24 protein-coding genes and 1 riboswitch are annotated in these 18474 nt (G+C 32.8%); of the genes, 18 read left to right on the top strand and 6 right to left on the bottom strand.

Features of this window, described 5'->3' with window-relative positions:
- The first annotated feature begins 15 nt into the window (after positions 1 to 15).
- From guaA to MHH94_RS13995, 6 genes are all read left to right on the top strand, one after another.
- Positions 16 to 1560 carry a glutamine-hydrolyzing GMP synthase gene (gene guaA / locus MHH94_RS14020; protein ID WP_037589419.1) on the top strand — a complete coding sequence of 515 codons (1545 nt, stop codon included), beginning with the start codon at positions 16 to 18 and terminating at the stop codon, positions 1558 to 1560.
- 121 nt (positions 1561 to 1681) lie between these two features.
- Positions 1682 to 2002, top strand: a complete 321-nt coding sequence (locus tag MHH94_RS14015; RefSeq protein ID WP_078354869.1) for an antibiotic biosynthesis monooxygenase family protein — start codon at positions 1682 to 1684, stop codon at positions 2000 to 2002.
- A gap of 188 nt (positions 2003 to 2190) precedes the next feature.
- The gene (locus tag MHH94_RS14010; RefSeq protein ID WP_048540255.1) at positions 2191 to 2973 is read left to right on the top strand and encodes a hypothetical protein; all 783 of its coding nucleotides are present in this window, start codon (positions 2191 to 2193) and stop codon (positions 2971 to 2973) included.
- 207 nt (positions 2974 to 3180) lie between these two features.
- Positions 3181 to 3759, top strand: a complete 579-nt coding sequence (gene isaB / locus MHH94_RS14005) for an immunodominant staphylococcal antigen IsaB family protein (RefSeq protein WP_078354870.1) — start codon at positions 3181 to 3183, stop codon at positions 3757 to 3759.
- Positions 3760 to 3897: 138 nt separating this feature from the next.
- Positions 3898 to 4476, top strand: a complete 579-nt coding sequence (locus MHH94_RS14000) for an ArsR/SmtB family transcription factor (RefSeq protein ID WP_340841500.1) — start codon at positions 3898 to 3900, stop codon at positions 4474 to 4476.
- The gene (locus MHH94_RS13995) at positions 4476 to 5747 is read left to right on the top strand and encodes an MFS transporter (RefSeq protein WP_058590760.1); all 1272 of its coding nucleotides are present in this window, start codon (positions 4476 to 4478) and stop codon (positions 5745 to 5747) included. Before MHH94_RS14000 ends, MHH94_RS13995 begins: the two co-directional genes overlap by 1 nt.
- A 1-nt stretch (position 5748) precedes the next feature.
- Here MHH94_RS13995 and MHH94_RS13990 read toward each other — a convergent pair whose 3' ends face one another.
- Complete coding sequence (locus tag MHH94_RS13990) at positions 5749 to 6330, bottom strand: alpha/beta hydrolase (protein WP_078354872.1); 582 nt, start codon at positions 6328 to 6330, stop codon at positions 5749 to 5751.
- Positions 6331 to 6366: 36 nt separating this feature from the next.
- Between MHH94_RS13990 and MHH94_RS13985 the strand changes: the two genes are divergently transcribed.
- Entirely contained in the window at positions 6367 to 7329 is a 963-nt protein-coding gene (locus MHH94_RS13985; protein WP_058590761.1) for a VOC family protein, read from the top strand.
- A gap of 106 nt (positions 7330 to 7435) precedes the next feature.
- Entirely contained in the window at positions 7436 to 7798 is a 363-nt protein-coding gene (locus MHH94_RS13980; protein WP_078354873.1) for a hypothetical protein, read from the top strand.
- 324 nt (positions 7799 to 8122) lie between these two features.
- Here MHH94_RS13980 and MHH94_RS13975 read toward each other — a convergent pair whose 3' ends face one another.
- Positions 8123 to 8467: a nuclear transport factor 2 family protein gene (locus tag MHH94_RS13975; protein ID WP_078354874.1), complete on the bottom strand. Its 345-nt coding sequence runs from the start codon at positions 8465 to 8467 to the stop codon at positions 8123 to 8125.
- Positions 8468 to 8609: 142 nt separating this feature from the next.
- Here MHH94_RS13975 and MHH94_RS13970 point away from each other — a divergent pair, with 142 nt between their 5' ends.
- Together MHH94_RS13970 and MHH94_RS13965 are read left to right on the top strand one after the other, a co-directional pair.
- A complete protein-coding gene (locus MHH94_RS13970; protein WP_058590764.1) occupies positions 8610 to 8792 on the top strand; it encodes a hypothetical protein in 183 nt (60 codons plus the stop codon).
- A gap of 183 nt (positions 8793 to 8975) precedes the next feature.
- Positions 8976 to 9548 carry a helix-turn-helix domain-containing protein gene (locus MHH94_RS13965; protein WP_048540271.1) on the top strand — a complete coding sequence of 191 codons (573 nt, stop codon included), beginning with the start codon at positions 8976 to 8978 and terminating at the stop codon, positions 9546 to 9548.
- A 53-nt stretch (positions 9549 to 9601) separates the two neighbouring features.
- Here MHH94_RS13965 and MHH94_RS13960 read toward each other — a convergent pair whose 3' ends face one another.
- The gene (locus MHH94_RS13960) at positions 9602 to 10078 is read right to left on the bottom strand and encodes an SRPBCC domain-containing protein (RefSeq protein ID WP_252572237.1); all 477 of its coding nucleotides are present in this window, start codon (positions 10076 to 10078) and stop codon (positions 9602 to 9604) included.
- A 170-nt stretch (positions 10079 to 10248) separates the two neighbouring features.
- Here MHH94_RS13960 and MHH94_RS13955 point away from each other — a divergent pair, with 170 nt between their 5' ends.
- The 3 genes from MHH94_RS13955 to MHH94_RS13945 are packed head-to-tail and all read left to right on the top strand — an operon-like array spanning position 10249 to position 11913.
- On the top strand, positions 10249 to 10572 hold the full coding sequence (locus tag MHH94_RS13955) for a PadR family transcriptional regulator (RefSeq protein ID WP_025906145.1): 324 nt from the start codon (positions 10249 to 10251) through the stop codon (positions 10570 to 10572).
- Complete coding sequence (locus tag MHH94_RS13950) at positions 10565 to 11125, top strand: DUF1700 domain-containing protein (RefSeq protein ID WP_048540275.1); 561 nt, start codon at positions 10565 to 10567, stop codon at positions 11123 to 11125. The genes MHH94_RS13955 and MHH94_RS13950 overlap by 8 nt, the downstream gene beginning before the upstream one ends.
- Positions 11122 to 11913, top strand: coding sequence for a DUF4097 family beta strand repeat-containing protein (locus MHH94_RS13945; RefSeq protein ID WP_078354876.1), 792 nt, complete (start codon positions 11122 to 11124; stop codon positions 11911 to 11913). The genes MHH94_RS13950 and MHH94_RS13945 overlap by 4 nt, the downstream gene beginning before the upstream one ends.
- Positions 11914 to 11963: 50 nt before the next feature.
- Here the strand turns inward: MHH94_RS13945 and MHH94_RS13940 are convergent, their stop codons facing one another.
- A complete protein-coding gene (locus MHH94_RS13940; protein ID WP_048540278.1) occupies positions 11964 to 12299 on the bottom strand; it encodes a helix-turn-helix domain-containing protein in 336 nt (111 codons plus the stop codon).
- A gap of 138 nt (positions 12300 to 12437) precedes the next feature.
- Positions 12438 to 12537, top strand: a riboswitch (guanidine-I (ykkC/yxkD leader).
- Positions 12538 to 12584: 47 nt separating this feature from the next.
- On the opposite strand from MHH94_RS13940, the gene MHH94_RS13935 reads away from it, so the two are divergent.
- Both MHH94_RS13935 and MHH94_RS13930 read left to right on the top strand, forming a co-directional pair.
- Positions 12585 to 12908: a DMT family transporter gene (locus tag MHH94_RS13935; protein ID WP_025906137.1), complete on the top strand. Its 324-nt coding sequence runs from the start codon at positions 12585 to 12587 to the stop codon at positions 12906 to 12908.
- A gap of 1 nt (position 12909) precedes the next feature.
- On the top strand, positions 12910 to 13224 hold the full coding sequence (locus MHH94_RS13930) for a DMT family transporter (RefSeq protein ID WP_037589390.1): 315 nt from the start codon (positions 12910 to 12912) through the stop codon (positions 13222 to 13224).
- A 12-nt stretch (positions 13225 to 13236) separates the two neighbouring features.
- Here the strand turns inward: MHH94_RS13930 and MHH94_RS13925 are convergent, their stop codons facing one another.
- The gene (locus MHH94_RS13925) at positions 13237 to 13689 is read right to left on the bottom strand and encodes a GNAT family N-acetyltransferase (RefSeq protein ID WP_058590767.1); all 453 of its coding nucleotides are present in this window, start codon (positions 13687 to 13689) and stop codon (positions 13237 to 13239) included.
- Between the two features lie 85 nt (positions 13690 to 13774).
- Between MHH94_RS13925 and MHH94_RS13920 the strand changes: the two genes are divergently transcribed.
- From MHH94_RS13920 to MHH94_RS13910, 3 genes are all read left to right on the top strand, one after another.
- Complete coding sequence (locus MHH94_RS13920) at positions 13775 to 14671, top strand: TIGR01777 family oxidoreductase (RefSeq protein WP_058590768.1); 897 nt, start codon at positions 13775 to 13777, stop codon at positions 14669 to 14671.
- A gap of 136 nt (positions 14672 to 14807) precedes the next feature.
- A complete protein-coding gene (gene rocD / locus MHH94_RS13915) occupies positions 14808 to 16013 on the top strand; it encodes an ornithine--oxo-acid transaminase (RefSeq protein WP_107609174.1) in 1206 nt (401 codons plus the stop codon).
- Between the two features lie 116 nt (positions 16014 to 16129).
- A complete protein-coding gene (locus MHH94_RS13910; RefSeq protein WP_058590770.1) occupies positions 16130 to 17200 on the top strand; it encodes an NAD/NADP octopine/nopaline dehydrogenase family protein in 1071 nt (356 codons plus the stop codon).
- A 44-nt stretch (positions 17201 to 17244) separates the two neighbouring features.
- On the opposite strand, the gene MHH94_RS13905 is transcribed toward MHH94_RS13910, so the two are convergent.
- A complete protein-coding gene (locus tag MHH94_RS13905; RefSeq protein ID WP_107616733.1) occupies positions 17245 to 18405 on the bottom strand; it encodes an MFS transporter in 1161 nt (386 codons plus the stop codon).
- Positions 18406 to 18474: the final 69 nt, after the last annotated feature.

The raw sequence follows: 18474 nt of genomic DNA, 5'->3' as shown, positions 1-18474 counted from the left end.
AGGAGAACTACAATTATGGAAATGGCTTTTGAACAAGAGTTAATTCTTGTATTGGATTTTGGTAGTCAATATAATCAATTGATTACACGTCGTATAAGAGAAATGGGCGTATACAGTGAGTTACACGACCATGAAATCTCTATCGAAGAAATTAAAAAAATGAATCCTAAAGGTATTATACTTTCAGGTGGACCAAATTCAGTATACGAAGAAGGATCATTCACAGTTGATCCTGAAATCTTTGAACTAGGTATTCCTGTTTTAGGTATTTGTTACGGTATGCAATTAATGACTAAATTATTAGGTGGTTCTGTAGAAAGAGCTAACGAACGTGAATACGGTAAAGCAACATTAAACGTTAAATCTGATGACGAGTTATTTTTCAGCTTACCTAATAGTCAAACAGTTTGGATGAGTCACAGTGACAAAGTAATCGATATTCCTGAGAACTTTGAAATCATTGCAGACAGCCCAAGTTGTCAAAATGCAGCAATTGAAGATAAATCAAGAAAATTATACGGTGTACAATTCCATCCAGAAGTAAGACATACTGAATACGGAAATGACTTATTAAGAAACTTCATTCGTCGTGTTTGTGAATGTACAGGAAACTGGACAATGGAAAACTTTGTTGAAATCGAAGTAGAAAAAATAAGAGAACAAGTTGGCGATCGTAAAGTATTATGTGCGATGAGTGGTGGCGTTGATTCATCAGTTGTAGCAGTATTACTTCATAAAGCAATTGGCGATCAATTAACTTGTATCTTCGTAGACCATGGATTGCTTAGAAAAGGTGAAGGCGACATGGTAATGGAGAACTTTGGTGAAGGATTCAATATGAACATCATTAGAGTAGATGCCAAAGATCGTTTCATGAGTAAATTAGCTGGCGTTTCAGATCCTGAGAAAAAACGTAAAATTATCGGTAATGAATTTGTATATGTATTTGATGACGAAGCATCAAAATTAGAAGGTGTAGATTTCCTTGCACAAGGTACGCTATATACAGATATTATTGAGTCAGGTACAAAGACTGCACAAACGATTAAATCACACCATAACGTAGGTGGATTACCAGAAGACATGCAGTTCCAATTAATCGAACCAATTAATACACTATTTAAAGACGAAGTACGAGCACTAGGAATCGAATTAGGCATACCAGAACATTTAGTATGGCGCCAACCATTCCCAGGCCCAGGTTTAGGAATTCGTGTATTAGGTGAAATTACTGAAGAAAAATTAGAAATCGTAAGAGAATCAGACGCAATTTTAAGAGAAGTCGTGCGTGAAGAAGGTCTAGAAAGAGACATTTGGCAATACTTCACAGTATTACCGGATATCCGTTCAGTAGGTGTTATGGGAGACTACCGTACATATGACTACACAGTCGGCGTACGTGCAGTAACATCAATAGACGGCATGACAAGTGACTTCGCAAGAATTGACTGGGAAGTCTTACAAAAAGTATCAAGCCGTATCGTAAACGAAGTAGACCACGTAAACAGAGTTGTCTATGACATTACATCTAAGCCCCCAAGCACAATAGAGTGGGAGTAAGATAATTAACCCCCCTTTAGCCTTAACGGTTAGAGGGGGGTTATATTTTCATAAAGCGTTTCATATGTTTGTAATTTTTATTTTTGATATATTGGAATATATAGACAAGGAGGCGTTATGAATGTTCGTTGCACAAGCAATTTTTTCTACTAAAGATGAGGCATCTAAGGCTATATTAGATAATAAAGTTAGTCATGCTAAACAAGATTTTGAAGGTTTTGAGGGCTTTATTGATGCTCAAGTTTGGAAGTCTGAAACGGGAAGTAAGTTAGAATATGCAATTGTTTCTAAATGGAATGGTAAGAAAGATTTTCAAGCTTGGATTTCTAGACCTTCTCATGTTGAAGAGCATAAAAACATGAGTAAAGAAAAGAAAGAAAACGAAGAAGCGAAAGTTTCGAAAATCGAAAAGCAAATTAAAAAATACGAACTTGTAGATTAATAAGTAAGTTATTTTAAGGAGCTTATAAAATAAAAATCACGAGTGATTTTAGGTGGATATTCATCTTTAGTCACTCGTGATTTTTTGTAGAAGTCATACTTATAACTGTAAATTTTTGTATAATATAAGAGAACTTAAGTATAAAAATAAATTCCTAAGTTATGAATTGAAACGCTTATTAGGAGGGATTGGCGATTAAAAGGTTAATCGTATTATTTTGTATATTCATCGTAGTTGTGGTCAGTGTGATGTTGTTTATATCAAATGAAAGAGATAATGATCGTGATGTTCGGAATTTTACTTCTAAAAATGGAACGGAAGGTGAATATTTAATTTATCCTGTTAAGGACGCTAAGGGGATATTAGTGTGGTTACATGGTGATGGTGCTTATGAGTTTCATCATCCTGATTCAGAAGTCTATTTAGCTGGGAAAGATGGCATCCGTCAAGTTGCTAAAGAAAAAGGGTTAACTTTAGTTGTACCGAAGTCTGTTAACGATGAAGAACAATGGTGGAAGAATGGAGAAGCAAATGTGCAATATTTAGTTGAATTGATTTCTTCTTTACCAAATCATGAAAAATTATGGATAGGCAGCTTTTCAGGTGGTGCAGAAACAACAGCATATTGGATGTTAGATAAATTACCAGAACTAAATGTTCAATCTGGCGGCGCTATAATGTTTGGTGGAGGAGGCTCTCCAAAGAAAGAAGGGATTGCCACTCATATAGAAAAGTCACAACATGTTAAAGGATCATTTCCATTAACATGGATTGTTGGAGAAAATGATCACGTAGGTGGAAAAACTGAAGATGACCCATTTGATGCTTTCGCTACAAGTAAAGAAGGTGAAGCATTCTATGCTCAAGAAGGGTGGGTAACAAAGAGGGTTGTCTTAAAACATTATAGTCACATATTGGCGAATGGAGAAGTCGGACTGTATGGGAAATATTTAAGAGAATATATTGATTGAAAATTACTAATTTATATTATCATTTGAAATTATATATGTATGTTGTATCATGAAGGTGAATAATTACACTCAATAATTTTTAATATAAATTTGAAGTGGGTGATAATTAAAAAGCTAGGATTTGGAGATTGTCATAGTTGCGTTGATTGAATGTTTAAACGAGAAGTTATCGCAAGTAAGTACTCAAAATTTAAGGAGTGATTGATTATGCGTAAAGTAAGTAAAGTACTTTCAGCAACGGTCGTCTTATCAACACTTGTAGTAGGGTCTTCAGCGGTGTCTATAACAGGTAGTAGTTCAGATGTTCAAGCAGCAGAAAAATTTCAAGAATGGGGTCATGGTGAAGGTGGAAGCGGTGTTAGTACAGAAAGTACTGCAGATACACAATCGCAAATACCGTGGTATAACTATGAAGGCTATACAACATATGATCCGACATTTACATTAGATTATAATTTTGTTCGTGCAATGAAATATGATAATTTTACGCTCAATGGCTATAAAGCAAATCCAAAAGCTAACCAAAACCATGCTTATACAGTAGATTCTTATGGTTCTCAAATAGATTTTAATGAGAAAGATCAAGTTATCCAAATGGAATTCAATACAAAACCACACGCAGTCACTAAAGCACAATTTAAAAAAGCGCACGCATCAAATGATAGTACAGCAGAAGGAAAATTTGAAGATGGTGGTACATTCATACCTTATAATACAAATAACGGCGCTTATAAAGCCTACTTTGATAAAGATGGTTATTTAACACATATCCGTATTGGTCAATAGTGTATGAAGATGTGACTGATTATATATAAAGAATAGACAATCCTCTAAACTTTTGGTTTAGAGGATTGTTTTAATTAAATTGATTTATTTTTATTAATCGGTTAAAATAAATTAACCATAAATAGAAGGAGAGATTTCATGCAACCAAATCGATTTGAAATAAATACATTTGAGAAACTGAAGTGTATATCTGATCAATTACGAATGAAAATATCTATGCTATTGATAGAACGAGAAATGACTGCAACGGAAATTGGGAAACATTTGAATATTCCAAAGGCTAAGATATTTTACCATTTGAAAGAACTTGAGAGATATGGAATGGTAAAAATCAATCGTACAGAGGTTAAAGGAAGTAATGTTTACAAATATTATGTAGCAACTCATAACGGATTTAAAGTGAATCCACAGCTATTAAATGAATATCGAGATGAAGTGTCAGATTCAACAAAAGATATGGTAACTTCACAGATTAATCGAACGATTGATGTGTTAAATCAATATGGTTTAATCATGGATGATGAACAGTTAATATCAAAGACTGTACAAGCGAAGTGGTCTCAGAATCAGTTCGATACATTTAAGCAAAAACTTGATGCATTAATTGATGAAGTAGATCAACAATCCAATGATGAAGATAAATCATATTATTATTTGAATATAATTGGATTTGAAATGAGAGATAAAGTCTTTAATCGTAAGGAGAATGATGATTAATGAGAGCACTCTTAAAACATACTGACTTTATGCAACTCATTTTTGGACGAATATTAACCAATACTGCAGATAGTATTTATTTTATTACGACTATGTGGTTAATTTATGATATAACAAAAAGCTCTGCACTTACAGGGCTTTTAAGTAGTTTGATATTAGTACCGAAATGTTTACAGATGTTTTATGGGCCAATTATTGATCATTTTAGTTTGAAGAAAATTTTGATACATTCTCAAACGATACAAGCAGTCTTAGTGGGTATAATTGCTGTTCTCCTATTCTTTCACTACGAAAATGCTATACTTATTATTATTCTTGTTGTGACAGCAGCAATGGTAGGTGAAATTTCTTACCCTATTAGTAATAAATTAGTGCCAGTGTTATTACCTAAAGATAAAATTGTGTCAGGTAACGCAATGATGTCGTTTTCTAATCAAAGTATGGATTTAGTATTAAATACAGTTATTACGATATTGATTTCTTTAGTTAGTATTTATACGTTATACGTTATGAATACAATTATTTTTATAAGCGCAGCAGTTATATATGCGATGATAAAAGTTAAATCTCAAAAATCTACTGGTAGTACATTGGATTTTAAAACATATATGAATTCATTAAGTGAAGGTTTATATACAGTGAGACATTCATTATTGTGGATATTCCAGATTGGCGCATTTGCAGTTAACTTTGGAATTGGCATGGTTTATACAGCACTACCTGTTTTATCTCACTACCTTAATCAACCAATATATTATGGATTGTTTTTATCTGCTATATCATTAGGTATGGTATTATCAACGCTAGTTGTTGGATATGTTAAGAAATATCCATTTGGTAAATTGATGGTAGTAACTTTTATTTTATCCGGTGTTTTTCTATTGTTAGGTTTTGTAACACCTATTTATATCTTTATTATTTTGTTTGGCTTAAGTTGGTTATCTGTAGGATTGGCGAATATTTTATTCCTGTCAGCTAGCCAAGCAATCATTCCAGAGTACATCTTAGGAAGAATAACTTCAATTACAAGTAGTTTAGGTGTCATTGGTTTACCTTTAGGAAGTCTAATAGGTGGGTTTTTACTAGAATTAATGAACCCAATTGCTTTAATCAGTATAACAGGTTGCTTTTTTATTGTTTTGGGGATTATTTGGCTAGTGCATCCAAAACTTAATAAACTAAGACCTATTGATTTATTAACTTTGGATGATTTTGAAATAAGTGTAGATAATAAGAATATTGATATAAAAAACGATGCTCTAGGAAGTTAAATTAGAGCATCGTTTTAATATGTTCAATTTCTGGTTCTTCTAGTTCGTGGGCGCCGTCGAGTAGTTCGAATTGAACGTTTTTAAATAATGGTTTAAGTTGTTCTGATAGTGCTTTTACTTTGCCAGGTATTGTTAAATAATCATTTGAACCTGTCGTAATAATGACGGATGTTTCTTTATAAGTTTCTGTAATATGATAGTCGAGGTCTGATGGGTGCAGTAATAAGATTTGATCAACTTTAATAAGGTGTTGTTCCAGTAATCCTAATATGAAATTCGCACCGTTTGAATAACCTAAAAATATGACTTCTTCATAATCATGTTCTTCGATAAATGTATTCCAAAAATCTATAAAAGGTTTCGTTTGTTGCTCGAAGTCATGTCGGTCTAATGTGTTGTTCTGAAGCGGTGCAAAGAAACGTCTTTCTTGTCCTTCGCCAACACTACCTTGTAAGCTTAAAATGTTAGCTTCAGGGTTTAATATACTTGAAAAAGGAAGAAGTTGGTATTGATTGCCACCTGTTCCATGAAAAAGTACAATTAAAGTATTGCTATTCGGATTTTCTTGTAAGAAATATTCCATTATATCTCCTCCATTAATGTGAAAGGGCTGTTGTTTATGAATCACAATTCAATTATACATCATGTATCTATTATAAATCATGATGCAGAAGAATCATTCAATTTTTATCGTAATATATTAGGTCTCAATTTACTAATGAAGACTGTTAATCAAGAGAACTATGAAATGTATCATGTTTTCTTTGCTGATAAATATGGACGACCAGGTACAGAAGTGACGCTTTTTGAAATGAAAGAAGGTAAAGATAATCAGTTTGGTGCAAATGCATTTGATCGATTACTTTTTAAAGTGCCTTCTGTAGAATCGTTAAAATATTGGGAAGCACGGTTTGATGAATATGAAATATGCCACTATGGTATTGAAGTTTACACTGACCGTAGTCTAATTCGTTTTGAAGGACCGGATAATACGCCACTCGGTTTAATCGTCATTTCTGATCAAGAAAATGTCCATCAATTTAATACAGATGAAGAAAGTACCGTGCCAGTAGAATATCAAATACTTGGTCTAGATTCTATACATGCACGTGTCAGATATCCTAAAGCAAGTATAGAACATTTCCAACAATTATATAATTGGACATCAGTAGGTCAGCAGACATTCTTTGATACAGATTTAACTGTTGAGATTTTGCATAATCATAATCAAGATATGTATCATGAAATACATTTTATTTATGACACATTTAATCCACTTGAAGATCAAGGATTTGGCGGTATACATCACGTTGCTATTTCAGCTGAAGACGAAGGTGAATTGCAAGAAGTTGAAACAGCTTTAGATAAATTAAATATGATCCATTCCCCGATTAAAAATCGAGGATTCTTTAAATCAATTTACTATAGAGATCCAAATCAATTGCTATTTGAAGTTGCGACTTTAAAGCTTAATATGAAAGAAATTGCCTTTGAAGACAAAGCATTTCAAGACATCACGTTATACTTACCAGAACATTTAGAAGAGAAACGCGCATATATAGAAAATCAATTACAAAAATAGAATTGAGTAAAATAAGGTATTTTATATAATACAAGTATTTGAAATACGATATATATAACCATATAATATAATTAACATTGAATATTGTATTTGAGGGTTGATATTTATGAATACGATTATTAAAAATATTAAACAAAGACCTAAGCAATTTATATTATGTGTAGCGATTCCATGTTTATGGCCATTACTACTATTATGGGATAATATAAAAATAGAGTCATTTATAATAATAGGAATCGGAATGTCAATCATGGTATTTGTCAATTTCAATATGAATGCGTCTCATGAAGTATTAGGTGAAGAACTTAACCAAATCATAAAAAAGCATGGCATTTCAAAAGAACACTTGTTTGAAATAACAGGATTAACAAAGTATGAAGTAACAGAAAAAGACCATCAATTTGAATTTTATGTTTCACCAGGAAGAAAGAAAAAGTATTTAAATATGTTGAAAGAATATTATGAGTAAATAATAAAAGCAGCAAAAATTACACCTGACTTGTGAATTTTTGCTGCTTTCTTTTTTGTGGAATAAATCAAGTGCACGTTAGGTGTAAGCAAGTCCAAGCGCACGAAGACTGAGAGATATCGTGCGCAAGGGTACAAAATCAGTGAGTAACGCACGAAGACTGAGAGATATCGGGCGCTAAGGTATAAAATTAGGGCGTATCGCACGAAGACTGGGAGATATCGTGCGCTAAGGTATAAAATAAGAGTATATCGCACGAAGACTGAGAGACATCGTGCGCTAAGGTATAAAATTAGGGCGTATCGCACGAAGACTATATAATACTTACTTATTCTCTATACAATATGACTGTATTTTTATAATTTTATCTTCTCTAAATGTGTATATGTCACATGCATCTATCTTATTTATTTGGATATCTTCTTTATAAAAATAACCAGTACCTATAACGACAATTTGGTGGACACTTTTAATCGTATCGTGAATTTCAAATTGTGTTGTTACGGTTTCAAAATAATGTGAGACTTGTGTGCAATAATTTGCAACTTCTTCATAACCTTTCAATGTTGTATCGCCAACAATATGCCATTCGATATCTTGATCTAAATAAGCATTACATTTATCAAAATGTCCTGTAGAAAAACTTTCTCCAACCGATGAGTTAGACAATGAAGTTCACCTCATTTTAGATAAATTATATCAATCAGAGTGTAAAATAACAATTTGGAGGCGGAATATTGTCAAAATTGTTACAATATTTTATAATAATTACAAATATTAACATTCTTGTTATGTGAAAGGGGCGGTCAACATGCACTTTATTGTCACATTAATTGTTGCATTAGTAGTTGGCATATACACGTATAAGAAGAAAGTTCCTGTTAATGCTAAGACATTGTTGTTTACTATGGCTTTTGTAATAATGTTGCTAGCATTATCAGATTTCTTTGCAGGAATATTAGAGGGTATTCAAGACGCAAGGAATAATAGATAACGTAATATATTAAAGAAGCTTACACGGTTTTTAAAGTGTAAGCTTCTTTTTATAAACCCTTTCATATCAACGATGCAAAATATCTTTGGCAATGTTTTTTCAGGATTTTTAATGCAATGACAACGATGTTTGATACACTGTTTTTGAATCTTTTATTAAGGTGATGACAAGGAGGACATCAATATGAATTTAAGTAAGCAAATTATTCATTTGAGAAAAGAATATAACTTATCTCAAGAAGATCTAGCTGAAAAAGTCTTTGTGAGTAGGCAGTCTATTTCTAATTGGGAAAGGGGTAAGAGTTACCCCGATATTGAATCTTTATTGCTACTTAGTAATATATTTGATGTCTCCTTAGATCATTTAGTAAAAGGAGATGTAAACATGATGAAAAGAGAAATGGATAGAAAAGTATTTGATAAGTGGACTTGGTTAATGATGACCTTTATGGGACTTGCTGCTATTCTACTTATACCGAGTATGATGTTAATGGGCATGTATGGATTGGTTGTACCTTTTGTTCTTTGGTTAATCGGTATGTACTTTGCTTATAAAGTAGATAAATTTAAAGAAGTCCATAATATTAAAGCATATAGTCAAATTATGGACTATATGAATGGTAAAGATGTAAAAACAATTCGTGAAAGAACAAAGAAAGATAAATTTAAAGATAGAGTCGTTGCTATTGTAACGCCAATTATATTCGCACTTATCGCATTTATAATTGCTTATTATGGCATGAAATTAATAGACTGATCAAAAATAAGGCCAAATCACATGTCTGATCGTGTGGTTTGGCTTTTTTTACTCTAATTTAAGTTTAAAGCTTGTTTTATTTCGTCGGTCTTTGACTTAAAATCAAATGCATCTTTCGATAATGGTTGTCCTGTTTCGGCTAATTTTTTTACACTTTGTATTTGAAAATACCAGCCTGTAAAATCATTCGCAATGGTTTCGAAGGTGAATGGTAACGATTCTTTAAATGTTAACGTTACAGTGTCCCCATTTTCTTCTAATGAAAAATCTACATGACCTTGGTCCCAGTCATATCTAATATGATCATTTGGATGATAGTCTGTAATCTTCGCATATTCATATTCATTATTACCAAGGTCGAAGATTAATTGACTACCTGCTCGTTCTTCTTCAAAAGATAATTCAGGAAACCATTGTTTAATACCTTCAGTCGTTCCTAAAAGTTTGAATACATGTGACTTATGTGAATGTATGGATACATCAATCGTTTGATGAGCGTGCGTTTCGTCAGTTCTGTAATTTACGTTCATTCTAATCCCCCTTATTGTTTGTCGTACTTAATATACCAATAATTTAGCCAAATATAAAAAATTTATAGCATAGTATAATTTAGTACCTTGCAATGTATAATAGTGTGTGTTATATTTTCATCAAGAGCTATTATACATTGTATAGTACTGGGGTAAGTGGAGGAAAAAATATGAACATACAATTTAAAAAAGGCGCACTTGAATTTATTGTATTGCTTATTATTAAAGGCGAAGATCAATACGGTTATTCATTAATTCAAAAAATCACACCTAGAATCACCATTTCTGAAGGAACGGTTTATCCTTTGTTAAGACGTCTCGTAAAAGAAGCATATTTAACAACATATTATGAGCCATCTACTGAAGGACCAGCTAGAAAGTATTATAAAATCACAGATTCAGGTAATGAGCGATTAGAGCAGTTGTTAAAAGAATGGCAAAGTTTCACAGATGCGGTGAATTTGTTTTTAGAGGAGAGTGAAAGTAATGAGTAAGAAAGAATACTTAAATTTGTTAAGTAAGTATTTAAAGAATATATCTGAGGAAGATAAGCAAGATATTCTAGCTGAATATGAAACGCATTTTATAAGTGGTGTTGAAGACGGGCAAACAGAAGAGGATATTGCTAAAGAACTTGGTCATCCGAGAGATATTGCCAAGGAAATAAATGCAACTTTAGCGATAGATAGAGCAGAATCTCATCATAAAGTAGGTAACGTGTGGCAAGCGATTATATCTGTAATGGGACTAGGTTTATTGAATTTCTTTGTTATTTTAATTCCTTTTGTCATTATTATTTCGGTGCTATTTAGTTTTATGGCGACAACTCTATCTCTACTCGTTACGCCTGCGATGTTGATTGTAAAGGGTGTCTATAATGGCTTTGATGCAGTTCACCAATTAGATGTATATATTGTGTTAGCCAGCTTTGGTTTAGGGCTCGTGCTGTTTGTGGTTACTTACTTATTAACTAAATGGTCATATCAATTAACGGTTAAATATTTACGTTGGAATATTTCTATCGTGAAAGGAAGTGCTAAATCATGAAGAAATTATTATGGATTTTATTTAGTCTAGGACTTGCTATATTTATCGTATTTGGTACACTGACATTTGCTGTCGGGAAAAAAGAAGCAGATAATACGAAACGAGAAACGATCTTAAATAAGACTTATCAAGAAAAAATTAAACATATAAATGTTAATGCAAGTGATGCTGCTGTAACCATCAAAAAAGGCGATCAATTTAAAGTGACATCTGTAGGGAATAAAGATGAATTTGATATAACTTCTAAAGTAGAAGACGAAACATTAAACGTCAATTTAAAAGAACAAAATTTGATGATTAATTTTAATTTCTTTAAGAATGAATATAATGAAATCGAAATAACAGTACCTAAAAATCTTGAACAACTGGATATAAAGACAGACACAGGTAAAATTAACATGCACGATATTAAATCTGATAACACATCTTTAGTTGTAGATACGGGCATGATAAACATTGATGGTTCGGATTTAGGGAATTTTGAAGCATATTCAGATACAGGTAAGATTTTAACTAATAAGACGAACTTCAAGAATGGAAAAATTCAAAGTGATACAGGAACAGTTAGATTAAATGATGCACCAGCTGATACACCATTAGACATTGAAACAGATACAGGGTCTGTGAGATTGGTTTATAATAAAGAATTGAAAAATACGTTACTAGATATTGAACAAGATGTAGGTAATACACAAATTAATCGCAATGAATTAAAGAATAAAAAAGTAGGTTCAGGAGATAATTTAGTCAAAATTAGAAGTGATGTTGGTTCTGTTCAAATAGATTAATAACAAAACGCTAACGAGTCGACTCGTTAGCGTTTTATTTAATTTAAACGTTATGATTTTTGAGATATTTCTTGTATATATGCTAATGCTTGTCTTTTTTTCTCTTTGCTTAAACCACGTAATAATTGAATGGCATCATTAATAATTTGTGAATCTTCTTCATCTTCGTATGCTTCTGGTACGTTTACCCAGCCCATAATATATGCGGGTGTTGTAGATAGTGCGATTGATAATTTTTCAACTACTGAAGGTGTTAATTTAGATGTTTGACCAGTTTCATATCTAGAAATGGTCGACTGATTGACGTTAATCAGTTTAGCTAATTTATACGTGCTAAATCCGAGTTCTTCTCTTCTTTGTTTAATTCGATATCCTGTTTGATTCAATGCTTTCACCTCAATCACTTCAAATGATGATCTATTAATTCTATTATATCTGATTTGAGTTGTGATTTGTAATTTTCAGATACGAATGATACTTTATTGACCAATAAATATTCATTTGCTATAATTCGAACTAATCGAATAAAAGCTTTCTAGGGTTCCGTAACCGAGTGGTTAGTCTGGACCGAGAGAAAGCCGCAAGTTGATACTTGTGACACGGAGGGATAAAAGCCTGGGAGACTTATTAAATAAGTTTCCCAGGCTTTTTAATTTAAGGAGGAAATGTAAATGAACTGGATAAAAATTATCATTGGCGCAATATTTGAAGTTGGTTGGGTAGTCGGCTTAACACATGCAAATAATACATTTGAATGGATTCTGACAGTTATCGCGATTGTCGTAAGTTTCTATTTATTAATTAATGCATCTAAATATCTGCCAGTAGGTACTTCGTATGCTGTATATGTTGGGTTAGGTGCGACGGGTGTAACCATTGTGGATTTCGCATTATTTGGTGAACCTGTTGTTATCGGAAAAGTTATTTTAATCGTGACGTTAATTATAGGTGTCATTGGCTTGAAACTTGTAACACGTGAAGAGGAGGGTGCATAACATGGCATGGATTGTATTGATTTTGGCAGGTTTATTTGAAATGTTAGGCGTATTATTTATGAACATTTATGCAAAACGTAATAATATCCCATCGTTATTAGGGCTAGGATTATTCTTTGTATTAAGCTTTATTTGTTTATCCATCGCAATGAATACAATACCTATGAGCACGAGCTATGCAATATGGACTGGTATCGGTGCTGTCGGCGGTGCGTTATTAGGTATTATATTCTATGGGGAGTCTAAAGAATTTAAACGTATATTATTTATCGGCATTATTCTAGCAAGCACGATAGGTTTGAAGTTAATCAGTTAACTATTTAATAGTTTATAAATCATAATTAATTTCCATCCATTCGTTGACTTCTTTGAAACCAAGCTTTTTGTACACTGGTTTACCTAGAGTAGAAGCGGCGAGGAAGATTTTTTTGATATTTCTTGATTCGACATCTTGAATGAGTTCAGTAATGATTTTTTGGGCGATGCCTTGTCCTCTAAAATCTGGGTGTGTATAAATATTAGTAACGTATGCTCTTTCACCTGATGGGTTTGTGAACGATGGTGGAAATGGGTAATAGATAATCGCACCACTTGCGATAATTTTATCATCAACAATGGCTAATAATTGATAAAGCGATTTGTTCGTTAACATGTCCGTGAAAAATTGTTCTAGTTCAACATCTATATTAGGTGTTGGGTTAGAACCTTCATCAATTAATTGCGCTTTGCGTAATTCGACTAATTTACTTAAATCTGAAATGGTTGCTTGTCTAATAAACATATTTAACCTCCTTAATATCTATAAAAATGGGTATATACTATTATAGATGATTTTATACAACAACTTAAATTAAAGTGGGGATAAAATGGAAAAAATATTAATGACAGGTGGAACAGGTTTAGTTGGATCAGCATTAGTGGAACATTACTTAAATACAGATAGTGAAATTTATATATTAACAAGAAGTGATAGAACGTCAGAGGAACCATTTGTACATTACATTAATTGGTCTGAAGATGATTGGGAAGCGTATTTACCTCAAATCGATATCGTGATTAATCTCGCAGGCGCTAGTCTCAACAATCGTTGGACACCTGAGCATAAAGAAGCTATTATGAAGAGTCGTATTGAATCGACTAAGCGACTATATGACTATTTTGAAAAGCAAAATTATGCACCAAAAGTATTATTTAATGCGAGTGCAGTTGGATACTACCCGCCGTCTAAAGTGGTATCTTACGATGAGTATGATCAGTTTCTGTCACATGACTTTCTATCGACTGTCGTAGAAAGATGGGAACAAACCGCATGGCTATTTGATAAATTAGGAACGAGAGTCGTTATAGGTCGATTTGGTGTTATATTATCCAGTGAGGGTGGTGCGCTACCTACGATGGTTAAACCTTATCAATTCTTTGTTGGTGGTCCACTTGGTTCAGGTAAACAATGGATGAGTTGGATTCATATTGATGATTTAGTAAAAGGCATCACTACCCTCATTCAAAATGAACAATTTAAAGGAGTTTATAACTTATGTAGTCCTCATCCAGTTCAACAAAATGAGCTCGGCGAATCTATTGGGAAAGCGATTCATAGACCACATTTATTGCCAGTACCAAAATTTGCATTGCGCTTGTTATTAGGAGAGCAGTCTACTGTTATTCTAGATGTTCAAAAAGTATTCCCTAAAAAATTGCAAGAACAGAATTTTGAATTTGAGTATCCATATATAGATGATGCCATTAGTCATTTATTAAAATAAATATTAATTATAGAAGTGGCTGGGACATAATGTAGTGTCTCAGTCACTTTTTTCTTTTGACTTATATACAAAACAAATGTATGATAATGAATATTAATACGAATTATAGTATATTTATTATAAAGGTGGGTACTCAATGAATCAGTTTATCGCATTAACAGAAAAGTATAGCCCGAATAATTATAGTCCATTAGATATTGTTTTGACTGAAGGCAAAGGTGCACATGTTAAAGATTCAGATGGCAATACATATATTGATTGTGTTTCTGGATTTTCAGTTCTAAACCAAGGGCATGGTCATCCTAAAATTATTCAAGCATTTTTAGATCAAAGTCAAAAGATTACAATGACTTCTAGAGCTTTGTATAGTGATAATTTAGGCACTTGGGAAGAGAAGATTTGTAAGTTAGCCAATAAAAATAAAGTATTACCTATGAATACTGGGACTGAAGCGGTAGAGACTGCCATCAAAGTAGCAACGAAGTGGGGTCAAGATATCAAGGGTATCAATGCACTTGATGCTGAAATTATTGCGATGGAAGGTAATTTTCATGGTCGAACAATTGGTTCGCTGTCCTTATCATCAAACGATAGTTATAAAGAAGGCTTTGGTGTACTAGCAGGTAATATTAAATACAGTGAATTTGGCAATGCTGAAGAAATTGCTACTCTTATCACGCCAAATACAACAGCAATCATCTTAGAACCTATTCAAGGAGAAGGTGGCGTTCATATCCCACCTAAAAATTTCATTAAAGAAGTTAAAGCTTTGTGTGAACAACATCAGATTCTGTTGATTGCAGATGAAATTCAAGTAGGATTAGGTAGAACAGGTAAGATGTTTGCGATGGAATGGGAAGGCGTTGAACCTGATATTTATTTATTAGGAAAAGCTTTAGGTGGCGGTCTTTATCCTATTTCTGCGGTCGTAGCGAACGATGATGTCATGCAAGTATTAACGCCAGGTACACATGGTTCAACATTTGGCGGAAATCCATTAGCATGTGCTGTTTCAATTGCAGCTTTGGATGTACTTATAGATGAGTCGCTTCCTGAACGTTCGCAACAACTTGGTGAAAAATTATTAAATGGTTTGAAAAAAATAGATAGTCCAATTATAAAAGAAGTGAGAGGACGTGGGTTGTTTATCGGTATTGAACTTAATGAGCAAGCACAATCAATCGTATCAAGTATTAATGAACAAGGTGTCTTATGTAAAGAAACACAAGGCAATATTATACGTTTAGCACCACCACTCGTTATTGAAGAACAAGACATTGATACTATTGTTAATGTCATTACACAAACAATAGAAGAAAAGTCAAAACAATATCAATCATAGATTTTTTATAAAAAGTGAGTAAGGCATAAATCAATGTCTTACTCACTTTTCTTTTATGTTAAAATTTCCTGGGTATATATTTATATATACTAATTTTTATTGAAGGGAAGGATAATATGAAAATAGCAATAGTAGGTTCAGGTAATGGTGCCGTAACCGCTGCTCTAGACATGATATCTAAAGGACATGAAGTAAAATTATATTGTCGTAATCAATCTATTCATAAATTTGATAAAGCTTTTGAACGAGGTGGTTTTGATTTTATAAATGAAGGTGAAAAGACATTTGTTAAGTTTACTGACATAAGTGATGATATGTCGTATGTATTAAAAGATGCAGAAGTGATACAAATGATTATCCCTTCATCATTCATCGAACATTATGCGAAAACGATGGCGCCTCTTATTAACAATGATCAACTGATCTTATTCAATATTGCAGCAGCTATGGGATCTATTAGGTTTATCAATGTGTTAGAGAAAAAACATATTGAAACAATGCCAAAGTTTGCTGAATTGAATACATTAACGTACGGGACACGTGTAGATTATGATAAAGCAGAAGTGAATTTATCTCTTAACGTTCAGAAAGTACACTTCTCAACATATGATAAAAGCTATTTAACAGAAAGCTTTAGAACGATTAAAGAACTATATCCGTATATCGTCAAAGAAGAAAGTCTTTGGAAGACAAACTTAGAAAACGGGAATCCAGAAGTGCATCCAGGTCCAACATTATTAAACGTAGGCAGAATAGACTATGCAGATGAATTTGCCTTATATAAAGAAGGTATTACACCTCATACTGTGAAGCTATTGCATGCAGTTGAATTAGAAAGATTGTCACTAGGTAGAAAATTAGGTTTCGAACTTAATACAGCAAAAGGTGCGCGTATAGAACGAGGTTATCTATCTAATGATGATGAAGATGAACCACTCAATAAATTATTCAATACAAGTCCAGTATTTTCACAAATCAACGGACCAAACGAAGTAGAAAATAGATATTTAACAGAAGATATCGCATATGGTTTAGTACTCTGGTCAAGCTTAGGAAAAGTAATCGGCGTACCAACACCAAACATAGATGCCATAATCGTAATCGCTTCAACAATATTAGAGCGAGATTTCTATACAGAAGGTTTAACAGTAGAATCATTAGGATTAGAGAAATTAGGATTGGAATAGAAAAACGCTTAGCTCATCTGCGAGCTAAGCGTTTTTTCAATTTATTAAGCTACATTTTTAAATAATGATCTACTAATTATTGCGGCTATTACTGTTAATAAGAGTGTTAAGATGCCGATACCCATCCATGCGTATTGTACGAATACATAACCGCCTAATATTGTTAATAAACTTGATCCTACATAATAACCTAATAAATATAAAGTTGAGGCGTGTGATTTGCTTGATTCGGTTAATGTGGCGATATAACTGCTTTGAATGGAATGCGCGCCAAAGAATCCGAATGTCATTGCGGCGAGTCCTAATATATCAATTGGTAAGTATGTTATGAATGTAAGGATAATACCTACAATCATAATTGTTATGGCGATTGCATATGCTTTTTTTATTCCAAGTTTATAACTGAGTTTCCCAAAGTTAATGGAGCTATACGTACCTATTAAATATAAAATAAATATAAAGGCAATTGTAGACTCACTAAGTGAGAATGGTGGGTGTTCGAAACGTACCGTTATATAACTGTATATTGTGACAAAGGTACCCATTAATAAGAATGCTAGTGACATCGTTTTTAAAACGGCTGGGTTCTTTAACAGCTTTCCGTATTTAATGAAATGTTGTTTCGGTGATACCCATTGTGGTGTTTGAACTGTTGAAGTTGGTAATAAAATAACCATTAATATTGCGAGTATTAAATTAAGAATGCTGAGCGACGCGATCGCAACTTGCCAATTCGCGATATCTGTTAAAATACCAACAACTACACGGCCAGACATACCTCCAAAGGTCGTTCCTGCTACATATAAACCCATTACTTTACTGACTCTATCTTTATGTACTTCATCAGCTATATACGCCATAGCGATAGAAGGCACACCACTTAAAGCTAATCCCATCAGACCACGAATGACGAGAAATAAATGGAAGTTCGTTACGAATACACTGATGATAGATAATACACTTACAAGTAATACAGAAATAGACATCATACGTTTCTTCTCAATATTATTGAGCATAGGCACTAAAATTAAACCAATACCAAGCATAAAAGTAGAAACGGATAAAGTTAAACTGATATCAGATAGCGACACGTTAAAATATTGACTAAGCCCATTAAATATCGGTTGCGTAACATAAAGGCTAGAAAAAATGATGAATCCTGCTAATAATAATGAAATAGATCTCTTTTTCTGTTCACTTGTCATATTGTATCTCTCCCTACAACAATAATCATAACGCTAAAAAAAACATTTTTCGAAAAATATGCATATATT

It is taken from the genome of Mammaliicoccus sp. FSL K6-3158 (assembly GCF_038005105.1).
GTDB lineage: Bacteria > Bacillota > Bacilli > Staphylococcales > Staphylococcaceae > Mammaliicoccus > Mammaliicoccus sciuri.
Note: the sequence above shows the minus strand (reverse complement) of the source record. Positions and strands in the feature narration are given on the sequence as shown.

Coding starts and splice junctions, on each gene's coding strand:
- rocD (WP_107609174.1), top strand. CDS start 14,808: ATGAATCAGTTTATCGCATTAACAGAAAAGTATAGCCCGAATAATTAT.
- MHH94_RS13965 (WP_048540271.1), top strand. CDS start 8,976: ATGAATTTAAGTAAGCAAATTATTCATTTGAGAAAAGAATATAACTTA.
- MHH94_RS13905 (WP_107616733.1), bottom strand. CDS start 18,405: ATGACAAGTGAACAGAAAAAGAGATCTATTTCATTATTATTAGCAGGA.
- MHH94_RS13995 (WP_058590760.1), top strand. CDS start 4,476: ATGAGAGCACTCTTAAAACATACTGACTTTATGCAACTCATTTTTGGA.
- isaB (WP_078354870.1), top strand. CDS start 3,181: ATGCGTAAAGTAAGTAAAGTACTTTCAGCAACGGTCGTCTTATCAACA.
- MHH94_RS13910 (WP_058590770.1), top strand. CDS start 16,130: ATGAAAATAGCAATAGTAGGTTCAGGTAATGGTGCCGTAACCGCTGCT.
- MHH94_RS14015 (WP_078354869.1), top strand. CDS start 1,682: ATGTTCGTTGCACAAGCAATTTTTTCTACTAAAGATGAGGCATCTAAG.
- MHH94_RS13985 (WP_058590761.1), top strand. CDS start 6,367: ATGAATCACAATTCAATTATACATCATGTATCTATTATAAATCATGAT.
- MHH94_RS13945 (WP_078354876.1), top strand. CDS start 11,122: ATGAAGAAATTATTATGGATTTTATTTAGTCTAGGACTTGCTATATTT.
- MHH94_RS13920 (WP_058590768.1), top strand. CDS start 13,775: ATGGAAAAAATATTAATGACAGGTGGAACAGGTTTAGTTGGATCAGCA.
- MHH94_RS13990 (WP_078354872.1), bottom strand. CDS start 6,330: ATGGAATATTTCTTACAAGAAAATCCGAATAGCAATACTTTAATTGTA.
- MHH94_RS13930 (WP_037589390.1), top strand. CDS start 12,910: ATGGCATGGATTGTATTGATTTTGGCAGGTTTATTTGAAATGTTAGGC.
- MHH94_RS13925 (WP_058590767.1), bottom strand. CDS start 13,689: ATGTTTATTAGACAAGCAACCATTTCAGATTTAAGTAAATTAGTCGAA.
- MHH94_RS13960 (WP_252572237.1), bottom strand. CDS start 10,078: ATGAACGTAAATTACAGAACTGACGAAACGCACGCTCATCAAACGATT.
- MHH94_RS14000 (WP_340841500.1), top strand. CDS start 3,898: ATGCAACCAAATCGATTTGAAATAAATACATTTGAGAAACTGAAGTGT.
- MHH94_RS13950 (WP_048540275.1), top strand. CDS start 10,565: ATGAGTAAGAAAGAATACTTAAATTTGTTAAGTAAGTATTTAAAGAAT.
- MHH94_RS13970 (WP_058590764.1), top strand. CDS start 8,610: ATGCACTTTATTGTCACATTAATTGTTGCATTAGTAGTTGGCATATAC.
- MHH94_RS13980 (WP_078354873.1), top strand. CDS start 7,436: ATGAATACGATTATTAAAAATATTAAACAAAGACCTAAGCAATTTATA.
- guaA (WP_037589419.1), top strand. CDS start 16: ATGGAAATGGCTTTTGAACAAGAGTTAATTCTTGTATTGGATTTTGGT.
- MHH94_RS13935 (WP_025906137.1), top strand. CDS start 12,585: ATGAACTGGATAAAAATTATCATTGGCGCAATATTTGAAGTTGGTTGG.
- MHH94_RS13955 (WP_025906145.1), top strand. CDS start 10,249: ATGAACATACAATTTAAAAAAGGCGCACTTGAATTTATTGTATTGCTT.